Source organism: Nocardioides silvaticus, assembly GCF_003160695.1.
GTDB lineage: Bacteria > Actinomycetota > Actinomycetes > Propionibacteriales > Nocardioidaceae > Nocardioides > Nocardioides silvaticus.
The window spans coordinates 19,917-37,216 of record NZ_QGDD01000011.1 but is presented as its reverse complement, the minus strand read 5'-3'; the positions used below and the strand labels follow the sequence as shown (position 1 = coordinate 37,216).

Sequence of the window (17,300 nt, the reverse complement as noted above, 5' to 3'; positions counted from 1 at the left end):
GCGAGAAGCCCGGTCGCAAGACCGGGCTCTTGCGGAGAGACGCTATCAAAACCTCAGGTGATGAGCGATCTCGGCGACGACGGCGGACGCCAGGTCGGCGGGGGTGTCGTCGTCGCGCTCGGGGACGACGACGTGGACCTCCCCGCCGGTCAGCAGGTCGACCGCGCGAACACCCTGGTCGGCGGCCATCTCCGCGGCCCGCTCGACGGTGCCGTACCGGATCACGCTCGCGCCCTCGGGCGGCAGCGGGGAGAGCCAGGCGTGCTCGGTCGCGATGACGGTGCGGGCGGGGAGCAGCGCGAGCGCGCCACCACCACAGCCCTGGCCGAGGATCACCGAGACGGTGGGCACGGTCATCGTCACGAGGGTCGCGATGCAGCGGGCGATCTCGCCGGCGATCGCGCCCTCCTCGGCTGCCGGCGACAGCTCGGCGCCGGGGGTGTCGACGACCGTGACCAGCGGCAGCCGGAGCTCCTCGGCGAGCCGCATCGCGCGCCGGGCCTCGCGCAGCGCCCCCGGCCCCATCGGCGTGGCTGCCGTCTGCCGGGAGCGGTCCTGGCCGACGACCACGCACGGGGCGCCGTCGAGCCGGGTCAGCGCCACGATCACCGTCTCGTCGCGCTCGCCCTCGTCGGTGCCGCGCAGGCGCAGGGTGCCCTCGGCGCCGTGCTTGAGCAGGTCGCGGACGCCGGCTCGACCCTCGGCGCGGGTGCGCTCGATGGACTCCCAGGCCGGCGCACCCTCGCTCCCCGCCGGCAGCGGCGTACGACGCTCGCGGGTGCTCGGCGCCGGCGGGTCGACCAGCACCGCGAGGGCCCGGTCGAAGAGCAGCCGCAGGTCCTCGCTGGCCACGACGGCGTCGATCACACCCTTCGCGGCGAGGTTCTCGGCGGTCTGGACGCCGGCGGGGAACGGGCGGCCGTTGAGCGCCTCGAAGACCTTCGGACCGAGGAAGCCGACCAGTGCGCCCGGCTCGGCCACCGTCACGTGTCCGAGCGACCCCCACGAGGCGTACACCCCACCGGTGGTGGGGTGTCGCAGGTGCACGACGTAGGCGAGCCCGGCCGCGCGGTGCTCCATCAGCGCCCGGGTGATCTCGATCATGTGGACGAACGCCCGGGTGCCCTCCTGCATGCGGGTGCCCCCGGACGCCGTGCTCGCCACGACCGGGATGCCCTCGGCCGTCGCCCGACGGACGGCAGCGGCGATCCGCTCCGCGGCGGCGACACCGATCGAGCCGGCCAGGAACCGGAACTCGTTGACCACGAACGCGACCGGACGCCCGTCGACGGTGCCGCGTCCGGTGAGGACCGACTCGTCGGTGCCGGCCTTCTCGGCGGCGGCACGGAGCTCGGCCTGGTAGTCGGCGGGGTGCCCGCTGACGTCGACCGGCTGGTCCCACGACTCGTAGGACCCCTCGTCGAGCACCAGGTCGATCAGCTCACGCGCGGTCCACCGGCGGCTCGTCCCCATGCCGCTGCATCCAACCACCACGTGCCGCCTAGGGTGGGGCGGTGTCCAACCCCGAGCCGCTCCTGGTGATCACCAACAGTGACGCCGGCACCGCCGACGACGCCGCGCTCGACGCCGCGCTCGGTGTGCTGCGGAGCGCGACGTCGGTCGAGGTGGCCGCCACCTCCGACCCCGGTGAGCTCGACGGCGCGCTGCACCGCGCCGGGTCGCGCCGGGTCGTGGTGGCCGGCGGTGACGGCAGCCTGCACGCGGTCATCACTGCGCTCTACCGGCGGCGCGAGCTCGGCCCGGACCGGGTGCTCGGCCTGATCCCGCTCGGCACCGGCAACGACTTCGCCCGCACCCTGGGCATCCCGCTCGACGCGGTCGAGGCGGCGGAGTCCCTCGTCGAGGGCAAGGTGCGCGAGTTGGACCTCCTGGTCGACGAGGTCGGCCAGATCGTCGTCAACCAGGTGCACCTCGGCGCGGGCGCGGAGGCCGGCCGCAAGGCAGTGCCGTGGAAGGAGCGGCTCGGCCGGGTCGGGGTCGGCCCGGTGAACCTGGGCCGGCTCGGCTACCCCATCGGCGCGCTGCTCTCCTCGATCGACCCGCCCGTCCTCCGGCTGCGGATCGAGGTCGACGGCGAGGTCGTCTGCGACGTCGACCACCCGGTGCTGATGGTGGCGCTCGGCAACGGCGCCACGGTCGGCGGCGGCCTCGAGCTCACCCCTGACGCCGACCCCGGCGACGGACGCATCGACGTGATGATCGCGCGTCCCAAGGGCACGCTCTCCCGGCTGGCGTACGTCGCCCGCCTCGGCATCGGCACCCACGCGACCCACCGGGACGTCGAGACCCGCAGGGCCTCGACGGTGACCGTGAGCGGCAGCGAGTTCTGGTGCAGCGCCGACGGTGAGCTCTACGGACCGGAGCGGCACCGGAGCTGGCGACTCGAGCCGTCGGCGTACTCGATGATCGTCCCGGCCGGCTGACCCAATAACCTCGTGGGGTGGCACGAGGACGCAACACCGACCCGTCAGGCGCCGACCCGACCGACTGGGTGACCCGCACCGCCGACCTGGCGCTCCGCCACGCGGAGACCGTCAACGGCGGCGCGCTGCCCGAGGTCGTGACCTGCGCGTCCGGCATCAGCCCGTCCGGACCGATCCACCTCGGCAACCTCCGCGAGTTCCTCACCGTCCACTTCGTCGCCGAGGAGATCCGGCGCCGCGGCGTCACCGTGCGGCACCTGCACAGCTGGGACGACTACGACCGGTTCCGCAAGGTGCCCGCCGGCGTCGACCCGTCCTGGGAGGAGCACATCGGCCGGCCCTTGTCGGCCGTGCCCGACCCGACCGGCGAGTTCGAGAGCTGGGCGGAGCGCTTCAAGGCGCCGCTGCGCGACGCGCTGGCCGCGATGGGCTGCGAGATGGTCGAGGTCGAGCAGACCGGGATGTACCGCTCCGGCGCCTACCGCGAGCAGGTCCTCACCGCGGTCCGCAGGCGCGGCGAGATCGAGTCCGTGATGTCGCGCTACCGCACGAAGAAGACGGAGGCGGCTGACGCGGCCGAGGCGGCGGAGGAGGGCGCCGAGGACGGCGGCCACGGCGCCAACGAGGACCTGGCCCGGTTCCCGTTCAAGCCCTACTGCCGCGGGTGCGGGCGTGACACGGTCACCCTCACCTCCTACGACGACGAGTCGACCGACCTCGCCTACACCTGCGACGTGTGCGGCGACTCCTACGTCACCAACCTCGCGACCCAGGACGAGGGCAAGCTGGTCTGGAAGGTCGACTGGCCGATGCGCTGGACCTACGAGGCCGTCCACTTCGAGCCCGGCGGTGTCGACCACGCCAGCCCCGGTTCGTCGTACACCGTCGGCAAGGAGATCGTCGGCCCGGTCTTCGGCGGCACCGCCCCGTCGTTCGTCGGCTACTCGTTCGTCGGCGTCGCCGGCATGCCGAAGATGTCGTCCTCGAAGGGCGGTGTCCCGACCGCTGCCGAGGCGCTGCGGATCCTCGAGGCACCGATCCTGCGCTGGCTCTACGTGCGCCGGCAGCCGAAGCAGGCGTTCAACGTGGACTTCGGTCAGGAGGTGCTGCGCCTCTACGACGAGTGGGACGCGCTCACCAAGAAGGCCGCCGTCCCCGAGAAGCGCGACGCCGCCGTCCTGGCGTGGGAACGGGCATCGGCCACCGCCGCCGCCGGCACCCTGCCGACGCCCGAGGTCGTCGTACCGTTCCGGATGCTGTCGTCGGTCGCCGACGTCACCGCCGGCTCCCTCGACCTGATCTCGCAGACCGTCGGCAAGGTGGGCTACGTCCACGACTCCGTCGCCGAGCTCGAGCCGCGGCTGTCGAAGGCCGCGACCTGGATGACGGAGTACGTCGACCCCGAGGACCGCACCAACGTCCGCGACTCCCCCGACGCCGACCGGCTCGCCGCGCTGAACGAGGACGAGGAGCTCTGGCTGCGCCAGCTGCTCGACCGGTTGCCCGACTCGTTCGACGACGCCGACGAGCTGACCACGCTGATCTACGGCGTCCCCAAGCTCGGTCGCGGCCTCACCCTCGAGGACGCGCCCACCGACGAGGTCAAGGCCGACCAGAAGGCATTCTTCCGCCTCCTCTACCAGCTCCTCGTCAGCGCCGACCGCGGCCCGCGCCTCCCCACCCTCTTCGCCGCCCTCGGCCCCGAGCGGGTGCGGTCGCTGCTCACGCCTTCATCGGTCGTCGAGTAGGGCGCGAGCGCAGCGAGCGACCGTATCGAGACGCGTCTCGACACGGTCTCGCCCAGGGTCTCGGCCTACTCGACGACCGGCAGCAGCGCGTCAGCCGCGGTGGGGCTGGACTCGCGGAGGAAGGTCGAGCAGCGCTCCCACTCCTCGTCCTCGCCGATGGCGCGGGCGGCCTTCGCGAGGAGGGCCAGGCAGGTGAGGAAGCCGCGGTTGGGCTCGTGCTCCCACGGGACCGGGCCGTGCCCCTTCCAGCCGTTGCGGCGCAGCAGGTCGAGCGAGCGGTGGTAGCCGACGCGCGCGAAGGCGTAGACAGTCACGTCGTCGGCGTCCTGGTCAACGGCGGCGGTGGCGAGGGCGGCCCAGGCAGCGGGCGACGCCGGAAACCGTCGTACGACGGCCGCCGGCGCCTCTCTCGCGGCGAGTGCCTCGGCCGCGGGGTCCTCCGGCAGGTGGGTCGGCGGGGGTCCGGCCATCAGGTCCTGGTGACTCATGTGACCAGCCTGACAGACACCGGAGCACTCATCACGCCCGGGGAATGGTTGTCGGCGGCAAGTGGTTGGGTCGCACCGTGACCCAGACCTCGACACCCGCGGCCGGCACGCCGTCCGACGTGAGGCCCTGGCCCGCGCTCGCGGCCCTCTGCATCGGCTTCTTCATGATCCTCGTCGACATGACGATCGTGACCGTCGCGACGCCGGACATCATCGTCGAGCTCGACGCCAGCCAGAACGCGGTGCTGTGGGTCACCAGCGCCTACCTGCTGGCCTACGCCGTTCCGGTGCTGATCACCGGGCGGCTCGGTGACCGCTACGGCCCCAAGTGGCTCTACCTCATCGGGCTGGCGGTCTTCACGGTCGCGTCGCTGTGGTGCGGGCTGAGCGGGTCGATCGAGATGCTGATCGCCGCTCGCGTCCTCCAGGGCGTCGGCGCGGCGCTCATCACCCCGCAGACGATGGCCGTCATCACCCGGATCTTCCCCGCCGAGCGGCGCGGCCAGGCGATGGCGCTCTGGGGCGCGACCGCCGGCGTCGCCACGCTGGTCGGGCCCATCCTCGGCGGCGTCCTCGTCGACGCGTTCGGCTGGGAGTGGATCTTCTACATCAACGTGCCGATCGGCCTGGTCGCGCTCTACCTCAACTGGCGCCTGGTGCCGGTGCTCTCGACCAACGACCACCGCTTCGACTGGCTCGGTGTGGCGCTGAGCGGGGCGGCGATGTTCGCGCTGGTCTTCGGGATCCAGAACGGCGAGCAGCGCGCGTGGGACGGCGTCGTCTGGGCGCTCATCGTCGGCGGGCTGGCGCTCTTCGTGTTGTTCGTCCTCTGGCAGGCGCGCAACCGCCAGGAGCCGTTGGTCCCTCTCGGGATGTTCGCCGACCGCAACTTCTCGGTGTCCAACCTCGGCATCTCGTGCATGGGGTTCGCGGCCGTCGCGATGGGCTTCCCGCTGATGCTCTACGCCCAGCTGGTGCGCGGGCTGTCCGCCCTCGAGGCCTCCCTGCTGATGGTCCCGATGGCGGTGGTCTCACTCGTCATGGCGCCGGTCGTCGGCCGGTTCACCGACAAGGTCCACCCGCGCCTGCTCACCGCCACCGGCTTCGGGCTCGCGGCAGCCGGGGTGTTCTGGGTGGGCCATGCGCTGGCACCGGAGACGCCGTACTGGGAGATCCTCGTGCCGATGGGCGTGCTCGGCCTCGGCATGTCGGGAGTCTGGGCGCCGCTGGCGGCGACCGCCACCCGCAACCTGCCCATGCACCAGGCCGGTGCCGGTGCCGGCGTCTACAACGCGACCCGGTTGGTCGGCTCGGTCATCGGCTCCGCCGGCATCGCCGTGCTGCTCGACAGCCGGCTGATCGCCAACGGGCTCGGCGCGGGCGGCGGGCCCGAGGCCGCCGGGCAGTCGCTGCCGGAGCAGGTCTACGCCCCGTTCAGCGAGGCGATGTCCGAGGCGATGCTGCTGCCTGCCGCGGTGCTCGCGCTCGGGTTCGTCGCAGTGCTGTTCTTCGAGGCACCGCGCCACTTCGGCGCGGCGTCACCGGCCGCCTCCACTCCCCCGGTGGCCGCGCCGGTGGAATGATCGACCCATGGTGAGCCCGTACGAGCGCTACGTGCTGCCCTGGCTCTTCGAGCACGCCTGCGGCGTCGGCCCGATCCAGCAGAAGCGAGCCGGGTTGGTCCCGCGGGCGCAGGGCCGGGTGCTCGAGATCGGCATCGGCACCGGCCACAACATGGCGTTCTACGACGCGGACCGGGTCACCGAGGTGATCGCCGTCGACCCCGCCGAGCAGATGCACGACAAGGCACGTGCCCGCGCGGCCGCGGCCGGCATCGACGTCCGCGTGCTCGGCCTGTCCGCCGAGTCGATCCCGCTCGAGGACGGAGAGATCGACACCGTCGTCACGACGTTCACGCTCTGCTCGATCCCCGACCCGGCCGCGGCACTCGCGGAGATGCGGCGGGTCCTCCGGCCCGGCGGCGAGCTGCTGTTCTGCGAGCACGGTCTCGCGCCGACGGACCGGGTCCGGAAGTGGCAGCGCCGGCTCAACCCGGTCCAGCGCCGGATCGCCGGCGGCTGCCAGTTCGACCGCGATGTTCCGAGCCTGGTGCGTGGCTCGTTCGAGGTCACGACCCTCGAGGAGGGCTACTTCCCCGGCCCGAAGTTCGCGAGCTACCTCTACACCGGCACGGCCGGCTGAGTCAGCCGACGGTCTTGCCGGCCGACCGCAGGTTCTCGCAGGCCTCGACGACGCGCTCGGCCATGCCGGCCTCGGCCGCCTTGCCCCACGCCCGCGGGTCGTAGGTCTTCTTGTTGCCGACCTCGCCGTCGACCTTGAGGACGCCGTCGTAGTTGCTGAACATGTGCGCGGCGACCGGGCGGGTGAAGGCGTACTGGGTGTCGGTGTCGACGTTCATCTTCACCACACCGAAGTCGACGGCCGCGCCGATCTCCTCGGCCGTCGAGCCGGATCCGCCGTGGAAGACCAGGTCGAACGGCTTCGAGCCGGCCGGCAGGCCGAGCTTCTCGACGACGGCCTCCTGCGCGGACTTGAGGATCTCCGGCCGCAGCCTGACGTTGCCCGGCTTGTAGACGCCGTGCACGTTGCCGAAGGTGAGCGCGGTCAGGTAGCGGCCCTTCTCGCCGACCCCGAGCGCGGCCACGGTCGCGAGCGCGTCCTCGGGGGTCGTGTAGAGGTGGTCCCCCATGCCGCCCTCGACGCCGTCCTCCTCGCCGCCGACGACGCCGACCTCGATCTCGAGGATGATTTTGGCCGCCGCCGCCTTCGCGAGCAGCTCCTCGGCGATCTGCAGGTTCTCGTCCAGCGGTACGGCGGACCCGTCCCACATGTGGGACTGGAACAGCGGGGCCTCACCGCGCGCGACCCGCTCGGCGGAGATGTCGAGCAGCGGCCGGACGAAGCCGTCGAGCTTGTCCTTCGGGCAGTGGTCGGTGTGCAGCGCGATGTTGACCGGGTAGTTCTTGGCGACCTCGGCGGCGTAGGCCGCGAACGCCACCGAGCCGCTCACCATGTTCTTCACCGTCGGGCCGGAGAGGTACTCCGCACCGCCGGTCGAGACCTGGATGATGCCGTCGGAGCCGGCGTCGGCGAAGCCCTTGAGGGCGGCGTTGAGGGTCTGCGAGGACGACACGTTGATCGCAGGGAACGCGAAGGACCCGGCCTTCGCGGCGTCCAGCATCTCGGCGTACTTCTCGGGGGTGGCGATGGGCATCGGGCTACTGCTCCTGCTCACGGGGTCGGTTGCGCATCCACCCTAGTCGGGCCGGGGGCTTTACTTTCGGCTCGGTCGCGACTTATGGTCCGCGCGCACCATGGCGGTGCGTTCACCGAACTCTGGGGATCCTCTTGAAGCTGCGACTCGGCGCCGCCGTCATCCTGGCCGCTGCCCTCACTCCGTTGTCGGTCGTGACCACGACCTCGGCCGCTGCCGGCGCCGGTGTCGACACGAGCCCTCCCGCGATCGGGAGCTGCTTCAACCTGACGTACGACGAGATCCGCGGCGTGAGCAGCGACAAGCCGCCGGTCGACTGCTCGACGCGTCACACGACGCTCACCTTCGACGTCGTCGAGTTCGATGTCGCACCCGACTGGAACGACGAGGACTCCTACCTCGGCGAGGTCTACGGCCAGTGCAATCCCTCGTGGATCAAGGTGCTGGGGGGCGACCCGCGCAAGATCGCCCGGTCCGCCTATACCTACCACTGGCTCCTGCCGACCCCGGTCCAGCGCGAGGCGGGCGCGTCCTGGGTCCGCTGCGAGCTCACCATCGCCGGGGGCTCCAGGACGGTGCCGCTGCCGGAGAGCGTGCGGCTGCGAAGGCTGCCGCTGCCGGCCAGCATCGCGCGGTGCAGCGAGGGCGCCCGCGGCGACTTCCGGGCCACCGCGTGCTCCCGGCCGCATCAGTGGCGTGCGACCCACTCACCCGCGGTGCGCTCCAAGCGCTGGCGCGGCGCCGACAAGATCCAGCAGCTCGCTCTCGACGCCTGTCGTCGCGAGATCCCGCGTGGCTCCTTCAGGTACTCCTGGCCCTCGTCGCAGTACTGGTGGCGCCTCGGATTCCGCTACGCCGTCTGCTACAAGCGGGACGCCGACCGGAAGGCCGCCCGGGCCGAGGAGCAGGTCGCCCGACCCACTCCCCGTAACTCTGTGACCTGGGACACGTTGGCAGGGCATCAGCGGAGGCGGTAACGCGGCTGCCTCCGTGGAGGAGGCTCCCGATGCGCCGTACCCCTGCCGGCCTGTTGATCGTCGCCCTCGGGCTGCTCGCACTGCTGCTCTCCGCAGCGCCCGCCACCGCTCACGAGGAGCGGGACTCGCAGTTCCCGCCCGGCAACGGGTCGACACCGAAGCACCGCAGCGAGGCGCAGGCCGCCGACGTGATCGTCGTCTGCCGCCCCGACTCGCGGAGGCGGATCGACCGGATCGGCAACGCCGCGGTCCGCCAGCGCAACCTCCGGCTGTTGCAGGACTGCGAGTTCCGCAACCTGCAGGCGGCCGTCGACGCGGTCCGCGTGCAGCGCACCAACATCTACGTCCTGCCCGGCGTCTACCGCGAGCGGCCGTCGTGGGACGCCGCCTGCATGAAGGGGTACGACGGCGGCATCGTCACCTACGAGCTCTCGCACTCGTGCGGGGAGGTCGTCAACCTGGTCACCATCGCCGGCGACGACCCGGAGGACCAGGACATCGTCTGCGACAGCGCGCTGTGCAACCTGCAGGTCGAGGGCACCGGCGCCCGCCCTGGCGACGTGCTCTTCCGCGGCGGGTTCGCCGAGAACGGCGACTGGATCAAGCACAACGGCATCAAGGCCGACCGCGCCGACGGCTTCTACCTCGCCAACATGACGCTCGAGCTGTTCCGCGAGAACGCCGTCTACATCCACGAGACCGACGGCTACGTCGTCGACCGGGTCGTCACCCGCTACAACGACCTGTACGGCGTGCTCACCTTCACCTCGGACCACGGGCTGATCCAGCGCTGCAACGCCCACCACAACGGTGACTCCGGCATCTATCCCGGCAGCGCCGCCGACGTGAACGCCCGCAACCGCAAGACCGGCCCCCTGACCCGGTGGGCGGTCGAGGTGCGCAACTGCAACATGCACCACAACGCGCTGGGGTTCTCGGGCACGGCCGGCAACTCGGTCTACGTGCACGACAACAAGATCCACCACAACGGCGTCGGCTACGTGGTCGAGTCGATCCTCGCCGGGCACCCGGGCATGCCCCAGGACCACGGCTGGTTCTCGGACAACAAGATCTACTCCAACAACGTCAACTACTACGGCAACGTCGCCGGCGACGACGCCCCCTGCCAGGCGGAGCACCCTGTCGATCGCGGGCACCAGCGCGGCGTGGTCTGCCCGGCCTTCGCCCTCCCCGTCGGCACCGGCGGGATGATGGTCGGCAACCACAACTACGTCGAGGGCAACCAGGTCTGGAACAACTACCGCCAGGGGTTCATGCTCTTCTGGGTCCCGCCGGCGCTGCTGCGTGACGACTTCAACCCGCTCCACCAGTTCGACAACTCGAACTTCAACCACTTCACCGACAACGTGATGGGGATGACGCCGAACGGGAAGCGCAGCCCCAACGGCCTCGACTTCTGGTGGGACGACGCCGGCCGCGGCAACTGCTGGGAGGACAACGAGGCCGCGAAGGGCGAGAAGATCACCCACAACGCGACGCTCGGCTACCTGCCCGACTGCAAGGCGCCCTCCCTGCTCCCGATCAGCAACCTGGTCAAGACCACCACGCTGCTGAGCTGCGCGTCGTACGACCGCTACTCCAAGCCGACCCCGGCCGGCTGCGACTGGATCGTGACGCCGCCCAAGCCGACCGCCGAGAGCATCGCGGCCGCCCAGGCCGCGGCCGAGCAGGGTCCGAACGACCCGACGGTCCCGATCGCGCTGGTGGCGATCGGCCTGGTCGGCGCCGCCACTCTCCGGCTCCGGGCCCGGACCGCCAGGACGCGATGATCCTCCTCCTCAAGACCGCCTCGCTCGGCGTCGCCGGCCTCGCGGCCGGGTGGGCGCTGCTGCCGCTCGGCGTGCGGCTCGATCCCGAGGTCGCGCCGTCGCTGCCGGTCGACGCCGGGCTGCAGATCCGCGAGTACGGCAGGGAGGGGACGTTCGCGCTCCACTACCGCCACCAGGACGAGGTCACGATGAGCGTCCCCGTCGACAACGGGGGCCCGCTGCCGATCACGATCGACGCCGCCGACCTCGACGACGGACCCCTCCCCCTGCTGGTGCCGGTCGCCGACAACCTGCCCGTCGAGGTAGGCGCCTGGGGCGAGGAGGTCGTCGAGCTCACCTTCCGCTTCGACAACTGCCGCTACTACCACGAGCGGTCGGCCGTCACCTGGGACCGCGTCGACCTCGAGGGCTCGGTGCTGGGCCGCGGGTTCGACCGCGAGCTGGAGCTGGAGTACCCGATCGCCCTGCACGGCCAGGTGATCCGCAACTGCCCCGACCGGACGCTGGTCCGGGGCGACGACGTCCGGCCCCACTAGCCGGGTCGTCATCGCCAGCGCGGCGTGGGGGTCACGCTGGCGATGACGATCCCGAACGCCTGGCAACCGATCGGCGGCTCGGTCCGTATCCACGGTTGAGGAACACTCGACCGACGGAGGAACCATGCCGAACATCGCCGACCAGCTGGACGCAGCCATCGGAGCCGCACCGTCGGACGGCCCCGCGCTCGCCCCCACCCTCGAGCTCGGTCGCCGCGCCGTGCGGCGACGCCGGCTGGCGTACGGCGCCGGAGTGGTCGCGACCGCTCTGGTCATCGGCGGTACGGCGTGGGCGGCCTCCCCCGGCGACACCGAGCGGCAGCGATCGCAGGAGCCCGGGTTCGCCGGCGGGCCGACGGCCTCGCCCTCCGCCTCGCCCTCCGACCCTGCCGACGAAGGCGTGGACTCGACCGAGCGAGACCGGGAGGAGCCGTGGTTCGGTGCCGACGCGGCCCGCCGCGGTCCGGACGGCCGGCTCGAGATCAGGGACGGCTGGACCGCCACCCGGGTCATCGAGGAGGTGAACGGCCCGGGCACGGTCGGGGTCGAGGTCGCCAAGGGCTCGCGTCTCCAGTGGTTCCTCTTCGGTCACCGGATGACGATCGCCACCCTGCGCGCGCCGTCGGAGGGCTACTCCGACTTCCAGGAGTGGATCGACGTCAACGGCCCCAACATCAAGAGCAGCCGTCCCGACAAGAAACGCGACGGCACCGGAGAGGGGAGCGACGCTGCCGGCGACTGGCCCGGCGTGCCGCGCGACGACCTGGTCGTGTTTGCCCCGAAGGCGATGTCCTCGGCCCGCGGCCTGGTCGCGGTCAGCGACGACGTCGTGGTCGTCGACCAGGTCTACGACCCCGACCTCGGCGCCTCCTTCGCGCCGCCCGGCGAGTCCGGGGTCGCGAAGGTCCGCAAGGACGGACAGGTCTGGTACGTCGTCGCCCGCCGCCCCGACGACTACATCGCCGTCTCGGCGTCCAAGGCCTCGGAGCAGTACGACGTCGAGGACCTCGCCGACTTCATCGCCTTCGCGCAGGAGCGGTACGCCGAGGGCGGCGGTGGGCTGCTGTGAACCGCACCGAGCGGGAGGCGGCCTACGTCGACTACGTGACCGCCCGGCGCGCCCACCTCCGCCGCGTCGCCTATGCGCTGTGCGGCGACTGGCACCGGGCCGACGACCTCCTGCAGACCGCCCTCGTCAAGCTCTACGTCGCCTGGCCGCGGGTACGGCGGGCCGGCTCCGAGGACGCCTACGTCCGCAAGATCCTGGTGCGCGCGGCCATCGACGAGTCGCGCCGGCCGTGGCGGCGCGAGCAGGCGACCGACGACCTGCCCGACCGGCCGGCGCCCGAGCCGACCGGTGTCGAGGAACGCTCCGCGTTGTTCGCCGCGCTCCAGGCGCTGCCCGTGCAGCAACGCGCGGCGGTGGTGCTGCGGCACTGGCTCGGGCTGTCGGTGACCGAGACCGCCGACGAGCTGGGGCTCGCGGAGGGCACGGTGAAGAGCCACACCTCGCGCGGCCTGGCGACGCTGCGGCTCTCCCTCGAGCCGAGCGAAGCGGGCTGAGGCTCACCCCCGCCAGGCCGACTCGTCGCTGAGGTCGGCGTGGGCGCGGACCCACGCGTGCATCGCGATCGCGGCGGCGGCGGAGGCGTTGATCGACCGGGTCGACCCGAACTGGGCGATCGAGAAGGTGCCGTCGCAGGCGGCGCGGGCGGCGTCGGAGAGCCCGGGGCCCTCCTGCCCGAAGAGGAAGCAGACCCGCCGCGGCACCGCCATCGTCTCCAGGTGCGCGGAGCCGGGCAGGTTGTCGATGCCGAGCAACGGCACCGGCCCGTCGTCGGTCCCGGCGAGGTAGGCGTGCAGGTCGGCGACCGTCGGGTGGTGGCGCACGTGCTGGTAGCGGTCGGTCACCATCGCGCCGCGCCGGTTCCAGCGACGGTTGCCGACGATGTGCACCTCGCGCGCCAGGAACGCGTTGGCCGAGCGCACGATCGTGCCGATGTTGAAGTCGTGCTGCCAGTTCTCGATCGCGACGTGGAAGTCGTGGCGGCGGGAGTCGAGGTCGGCGACGATCGCCTCGACCGACCAGTACCGGTAGCGGTCCACGACATTGCGACGGTCGCCCTCGGCGAGGAGCGCGGCGTCGTACTGCTCGCCCTCGGGCCACCGCCCCTCCCACGGCCCGACGCCGACTTCGGCCGGCCCGTGCGGCATCGGGTCGTACGGCGCCCGCTGCTCCTCGGGTGTGTCCGGATCCACCTCCACGAACGGCACCCTAACGACCACACGGGTTGGGATCGGCCGGTACGGTGGCCGCGTGAACTCGCTGGTCGCGACCCCGGTCGTGGTGCCGATGCTGCTCGGCATCGAGTGGCTGGATCCCGAGTGGCTGCAGCACGAGTACGGCTCCGCGTTCATCTGGATCGCGATCGCCATGGTCTTCGTCGAGTGCGGGTTGTTCTTCCCGTTCCTCCCCGGCGACACCCTGCTGTTCGCGCTGGGGCTGTTCATCGCCGGGAGCAACGCGACCGGCTACTCCGTCGTCGGCATCGAGAACGAACCGGTCGAGCTGGTGATCGCGATGGCGCTGCTCATCGTGGCCGGGTTCGGCGGGAACTGGTCGGGCTACGAGATCGGCCGCAAGATCGGCCCGCCGCTCTACCAGCGCGACGGCAGGATCCTGAAGAAGGAGTACCTCGACAAGACGAGCGCCTTCTTCGACAGGCACGGCAACAAGGCGCTGGTGCTCGGCCGGTTCGTGCCGTTCGTGCGCACCTACATCACCGTCGTCGCCGGGGTCACCCTGATGGAGCGTCGCCGGTTCCTCGTCTGGAGCGCGATCGGCGCGGTCCTGTGGGTCGTCTCCATCACCCTGCTGGGCTACTTCCTCGGCGCCGCGTTCCCGTGGCTCGGCGAGAACATCGACTACGTCACCATCGCGATCCTGGCGTTCACCCTGGTGCCGATCGTGTGGGAGTGGTGGCGGCACAAGCGGCACGGCGCGCACGCTCCCAGCGAGGAGGACGTCGCCGTCGCCCCCGAGATCGTCGGGCCCGCCGAGATCGACTCCCCGGTCGCCGACTGACGTCCACGCCCGGCACCCGGCCGACGTCAGGCGGTCGCTGCCGCCCGCGCCGCGTCCAGCTCGGCCTTGGTGAGCACCGCCCGGATCTCCAGGCCCAGGTCGGCGAGCGGGTTGCTGCCCTCGGGGCTGCGGTCGATCGCGCACACGACGGTCTCGACGACCGCACCGCCCGCCCGCAGCGCGTTCGTCGCGTCGCGCACGGCGCCGCCGGTGGTGATCACGTCCTCGATCAGGGTGACCCGCTTCCCGTCGTACGACGGGCCCTCGGCGAGCTTGCAGGTGCCGTACTCCTTCACGGCCTTGCGCACGAACAGCGCCGGCATGCCGATCAGCTGGCTGATCGCGGTGGCGATCGGGATGCCGCCCATCTCCAGGCCGCCGAGCAGCTCGGTGTCGGCCGGCAGCAGCTGCGCCATCTCGCGCGCGACGCGGGCGAGGAGCAGCGGGTCGGCCTCGAAGAGGTACTTGTCGAAGTACTCGTTGCTCACCTGGCCGGATCGGAGCGTGAACTCCCCGCTGAGACGGCAGGTGGCGTCGATGTCGGCGGCGAGGTCGGGATCGGTCGTGGTCACGGAGTGCAAGGCTAGAGGATCGCCTTCGGCGCTCCTGCTTGGATGAGGAGGTGACCGCGCGTAGAGCACGCCGCCTCGACGGCGTCGAGACCACGATCTTCACCGAGATGTCCGCCCTCGCGGTGCGGACGGGGGCGGTCAACCTCGGTCAGGGCTTCCCCGACCGCGACGGCCCGCCGGAGGTGATCGCTCGTGCGGTCGCCGCTCTCGAGGGCGGCGCCAACCAGTACGCGCCCGGGCCCGGTGTGCCCGCGCTGCGCACCGCGATCGCCGACCACCAGCGGCGGCACTACGGGATCGAGCTGGACCCGGACTCCGAGGTGGTCGTGACGACGGGCTGCACCGAGGGCATCGCCGCTGCGCTGCTCGCGTTCGTCGACCCGGGCGACGAGGTGGTGGTGCTCGAGCCCTACTACGACTCCTACCAGGCGATGATCGCCTTCGCCGGAGGAGTACGGCGCCCGGTCACCCTGCGCTCCCCCGACTTCCGCCTCGATCCCGACGAGCTCCGCGGCGCGGTCGGTCCGCGGACGCGGGTACTCCTGCTCAACACCCCGCACAACCCGACCGGCACGGTGCTGACCCGTGCCGAGCTCGACGCGGTCGCGGCGGTGGCGATCGAGCACGACCTGGTGGTCGTCACCGACGAGGTCTACGAGCACCTGGTCTTCGACGACCACGAGCACGTGCCGATCGCGACCCTGCCGGGGATGGGGGAGCGGACGGTCACCCTGTCCAGCGCCGGCAAGTCCTACTCCTTCACCGGCTGGAAGGTCGGCTGGGCGACCGGGCCGGCCGGCCTGGTCGGCGCGCTGTTCGCCGCCAAGCAGTGGCTCACGTTCACCTCCGGCGCTCCGCTGCAGCCCGCCGTCGCGACCGCGCTCGACGAGTGCGGATCCTGGCCCGCCGACCTCGCGCGCAGCCTGCAGGGTCGGCGCGATCGGCTGGTCGCGGGGCTGCGGGAGGCCGGGCTGGCGCCGTACGTCCCGCAGGGCACCTACTTCGCCACCGTCGACATCGCCCACCTCGGCTGGTCGAGCGGCCGGGAGTTCTGCAACGCGCTGCCCGACCGGGCGGGCGTGGTGGCGGTGCCGATGGAGGTCTTCTACGACGACCCGGACGCCGACGGTGCCGGGCGGCAGCTGGTGCGCTTCGCGTTCTGCAAGGAGACCGAGGTCATCGACGAGGCGCTGCGCCGCCTCGCGGCGGCCGACCTCAGCGCCTGAACCAGGCGGTGACGTCGGCGCGCAGGAGCAGCCAGAACGTCACGCCGATCGCCCCGAGGACGAGCACGAGCGGCGGGCTGGCCAGCGTGGCAGCGAGCGCCACCAGGCCGGCGACACCGGTGCAGACGATGAGCGCGATCCGTGCCCAGCCGATCCGGCGGAACGCGAGAGCCGCGAGCACCATCGCCACCACCGACCAGACGACGACCAGCCCGGTCGCGACGAACATCCCGGTCGCGAGCTCGGCGTGCGTCATGCCTCCGAGGTCGAGGTCGGGCTGCTGCCGCTCGAGCTCGTCGAAGAGGTCCTCGCGTGCGACCGCGAGCACCAACGACACCAGCAGCAGGAAACCGGAGACCAGCGCGGTGGTGACCCAGGTGATCACGCAGGCCGCGACGAGCGAGGCCGGCCGCTTGGCGGTGGGCGAGCCCTGCGGGCGGGCGTGGGGCTGCGGGGCGTACGGGTTGGGGGAGGGGTAGGGCGCCTGCTGGTGCGGGGCCGGCGAGTCGGTCGGCGGGGTGGCCGGCGGGGGCGGTCCGCCGTACGTCCCCTGGTAGGGGCCGGGGCGGGTTGGGGCCGGAGGCGGCTCCGGCTTCCGCTCCTCCGGCTCGGCCCGGTCGGCGGACCGTGGCGCGAACGGGTCGGGGCGCTTCGGGCCGGCGGCTGACACCGCGGGCGCCCACGGCCGTCCGGCGAACCAGTCGCGCGTCGGCCGCAACCAGAGCATCACCACACCGGCGACGACCAGCGGCGCGAAGATGCCCGCCGTCGCGAACCCGCCGATCAGCACCACCGGCGCCAGCAGCGTGAGCGCCAGCCGAGCACTGGTCGACCGCTTCAGCGCGTGCCACCCCAGGATCGTCGATGCCGTCGCCGCCGCCGCCGCGACCATGCACATGACGCGGATCGTGGTCTTGAGGCCCTCGAACCCGAGGCCGCTGCTGCTGAGCGGCGGCTCCGCGAGCACCCGTCGCAGCTCCTCCTGCACCTCCAGCGTGTGCAGGCTGGAGATCCGCTGCCACGCCGTGACCACCAGGATCACCGACCCACCGATGATCAGCCAGGCCGCGAACGTGGCCTGACCCGGCCGGGGCGCATCCTGACTCATGAGTCCATTGCACCAGACGGGTGATGGCGCAGCCCCATCGGTCTCGATCCAACCGACCCGGCGCAAACTCGCGCGGATTTCAGCTCGACCC

17 protein-coding genes are annotated in these 17,300 nt (G+C 71.9%); 11 read left to right on the top strand and 6 right to left on the bottom strand.

Annotation, left to right across the window (positions count from 1 at the left end):
- Positions 1-45 precede the first annotated feature (45 nt).
- The gene (locus DJ010_RS19770; protein WP_109697015.1) at positions 46-1,473 is read right to left on the bottom strand and encodes a carboxyl transferase domain-containing protein; all 1,428 of its coding nucleotides are present in this window, start codon (positions 1,471-1,473) and stop codon (positions 46-48) included.
- Positions 1,474-1,514: 41 nt separating this feature from the next.
- On the opposite strand from DJ010_RS19770, the gene DJ010_RS19765 reads away from it, so the two are divergent.
- Together DJ010_RS19765 and lysS are read left to right on the top strand one after the other, a co-directional pair.
- On the top strand, positions 1,515-2,444 hold the full coding sequence (locus DJ010_RS19765) for a diacylglycerol/lipid kinase family protein (protein WP_245927728.1): 930 nt from the start codon (positions 1,515-1,517) through the stop codon (positions 2,442-2,444).
- A gap of 17 nt (positions 2,445-2,461) precedes the next feature.
- On the top strand, positions 2,462-4,192 hold the full coding sequence (lysS, locus tag DJ010_RS19760; protein WP_109697013.1) for a lysine--tRNA ligase: 1,731 nt from the start codon (positions 2,462-2,464) through the stop codon (positions 4,190-4,192).
- A 65-nt stretch (positions 4,193-4,257) separates the two neighbouring features.
- On the opposite strand, the gene DJ010_RS19755 is transcribed toward lysS, so the two are convergent.
- Positions 4,258-4,680 carry a DUF3151 domain-containing protein gene (locus tag DJ010_RS19755; protein WP_109697011.1) on the bottom strand — a complete coding sequence of 141 codons (423 nt, stop codon included), beginning with the start codon at positions 4,678-4,680 and terminating at the stop codon, positions 4,258-4,260.
- A gap of 77 nt (positions 4,681-4,757) precedes the next feature.
- Here DJ010_RS19755 and DJ010_RS19750 point away from each other — a divergent pair, with 77 nt between their 5' ends.
- The gene (locus DJ010_RS19750) at positions 4,758-6,263 is read left to right on the top strand and encodes a DHA2 family efflux MFS transporter permease subunit (RefSeq protein ID WP_245927727.1); all 1,506 of its coding nucleotides are present in this window, start codon (positions 4,758-4,760) and stop codon (positions 6,261-6,263) included.
- Positions 6,264-6,270: 7 nt separating this feature from the next.
- Positions 6,271-6,882 carry a class I SAM-dependent methyltransferase gene (locus tag DJ010_RS19745; RefSeq protein ID WP_211318892.1) on the top strand — a complete coding sequence of 204 codons (612 nt, stop codon included), beginning with the start codon at positions 6,271-6,273 and terminating at the stop codon, positions 6,880-6,882.
- Between the two features lies 1 nt (position 6,883).
- Here the strand turns inward: DJ010_RS19745 and fbaA are convergent, their stop codons facing one another.
- Positions 6,884-7,915 carry a class II fructose-bisphosphate aldolase gene (gene fbaA / locus DJ010_RS19740; RefSeq protein WP_109697008.1) on the bottom strand — a complete coding sequence of 344 codons (1,032 nt, stop codon included), beginning with the start codon at positions 7,913-7,915 and terminating at the stop codon, positions 6,884-6,886.
- A gap of 134 nt (positions 7,916-8,049) precedes the next feature.
- On the opposite strand from fbaA, the gene DJ010_RS19735 reads away from it, so the two are divergent.
- The 5 genes from DJ010_RS19735 to DJ010_RS19715 all read left to right on the top strand — a co-directional run bounded on the left by DJ010_RS19735 (position 8,050) and on the right by DJ010_RS19715 (position 12,781).
- Positions 8,050-8,892, top strand: coding sequence for a septum formation family protein (locus DJ010_RS19735; protein ID WP_109697006.1), 843 nt, complete (start codon positions 8,050-8,052; stop codon positions 8,890-8,892).
- A 29-nt stretch (positions 8,893-8,921) separates the two neighbouring features.
- A complete protein-coding gene (locus tag DJ010_RS19730; protein WP_109697004.1) occupies positions 8,922-10,682 on the top strand; it encodes a right-handed parallel beta-helix repeat-containing protein in 1,761 nt (586 codons plus the stop codon).
- On the top strand, positions 10,679-11,218 hold the full coding sequence (locus DJ010_RS19725) for a hypothetical protein (protein ID WP_109697002.1): 540 nt from the start codon (positions 10,679-10,681) through the stop codon (positions 11,216-11,218). The genes DJ010_RS19730 and DJ010_RS19725 overlap by 4 nt, the downstream gene beginning before the upstream one ends.
- A gap of 124 nt (positions 11,219-11,342) precedes the next feature.
- Positions 11,343-12,287, top strand: coding sequence for a hypothetical protein (locus DJ010_RS19720; protein WP_109697000.1), 945 nt, complete (start codon positions 11,343-11,345; stop codon positions 12,285-12,287).
- The gene (locus DJ010_RS19715; protein ID WP_109696998.1) at positions 12,284-12,781 is read left to right on the top strand and encodes a SigE family RNA polymerase sigma factor; all 498 of its coding nucleotides are present in this window, start codon (positions 12,284-12,286) and stop codon (positions 12,779-12,781) included. The genes DJ010_RS19720 and DJ010_RS19715 overlap by 4 nt, the downstream gene beginning before the upstream one ends.
- Positions 12,782-12,784: 3 nt before the next feature.
- On the opposite strand, the gene DJ010_RS19710 is transcribed toward DJ010_RS19715, so the two are convergent.
- Entirely contained in the window at positions 12,785-13,432 is a 648-nt protein-coding gene (locus DJ010_RS19710; protein ID WP_109697222.1) for a TrmH family RNA methyltransferase, read from the bottom strand.
- 103 nt (positions 13,433-13,535) lie between these two features.
- Here DJ010_RS19710 and DJ010_RS19705 point away from each other — a divergent pair, with 103 nt between their 5' ends.
- Complete coding sequence (locus DJ010_RS19705) at positions 13,536-14,303, top strand: DedA family protein (protein ID WP_245927725.1); 768 nt, start codon at positions 13,536-13,538, stop codon at positions 14,301-14,303.
- Between the two features lie 26 nt (positions 14,304-14,329).
- Here DJ010_RS19705 and pyrE read toward each other — a convergent pair whose 3' ends face one another.
- Positions 14,330-14,875 carry an orotate phosphoribosyltransferase gene (pyrE, locus tag DJ010_RS19700; RefSeq protein WP_211318891.1) on the bottom strand — a complete coding sequence of 182 codons (546 nt, stop codon included), beginning with the start codon at positions 14,873-14,875 and terminating at the stop codon, positions 14,330-14,332.
- Between the two features lie 50 nt (positions 14,876-14,925).
- On the opposite strand from pyrE, the gene DJ010_RS19695 reads away from it, so the two are divergent.
- Positions 14,926-16,101 (top strand): pyridoxal phosphate-dependent aminotransferase, encoded by a 1,176-nt coding sequence (locus tag DJ010_RS19695; RefSeq protein ID WP_281271152.1) that lies wholly within the window; start codon positions 14,926-14,928, stop codon positions 16,099-16,101.
- Here the strand turns inward: DJ010_RS19695 and DJ010_RS19690 are convergent.
- Positions 16,091-17,209 carry a hypothetical protein gene (locus DJ010_RS19690; protein ID WP_109696996.1) on the bottom strand — a complete coding sequence of 373 codons (1,119 nt, stop codon included), beginning with the start codon at positions 17,207-17,209 and terminating at the stop codon, positions 16,091-16,093. The genes DJ010_RS19695 and DJ010_RS19690 overlap by 11 nt on opposite strands.
- Between the last annotated feature and the right edge of the window lie 91 nt (positions 17,210-17,300).

Bases quoted from the DNA above. Each gene is read 5' to 3' on its own strand.
- DJ010_RS19730 (WP_109697004.1), top strand. From the start codon at position 8,922: ATGCGCCGTACCCCTGCCGGCCTGTTGATCGTCGCCCTCGGGCTGCTC.
- DJ010_RS19690 (WP_109696996.1), bottom strand. From the start codon at position 17,209: ATGAGTCAGGATGCGCCCCGGCCGGGTCAGGCCACGTTCGCGGCCTGG.
- DJ010_RS19710 (WP_109697222.1), bottom strand. From the start codon at position 13,432: ATGCCGCACGGGCCGGCCGAAGTCGGCGTCGGGCCGTGGGAGGGGCGG.
- DJ010_RS19755 (WP_109697011.1), bottom strand. From the start codon at position 4,680: ATGAGTCACCAGGACCTGATGGCCGGACCCCCGCCGACCCACCTGCCG.
- DJ010_RS19720 (WP_109697000.1), top strand. From the start codon at position 11,343: ATGCCGAACATCGCCGACCAGCTGGACGCAGCCATCGGAGCCGCACCG.
- fbaA (WP_109697008.1), bottom strand. From the start codon at position 7,915: ATGCCCATCGCCACCCCCGAGAAGTACGCCGAGATGCTGGACGCCGCG.
- DJ010_RS19725 (WP_109697002.1), top strand. From the start codon at position 10,679: ATGATCCTCCTCCTCAAGACCGCCTCGCTCGGCGTCGCCGGCCTCGCG.
- DJ010_RS19770 (WP_109697015.1), bottom strand. From the start codon at position 1,473: ATGGGGACGAGCCGCCGGTGGACCGCGCGTGAGCTGATCGACCTGGTG.
- DJ010_RS19745 (WP_211318892.1), top strand. From the start codon at position 6,271: ATGGTGAGCCCGTACGAGCGCTACGTGCTGCCCTGGCTCTTCGAGCAC.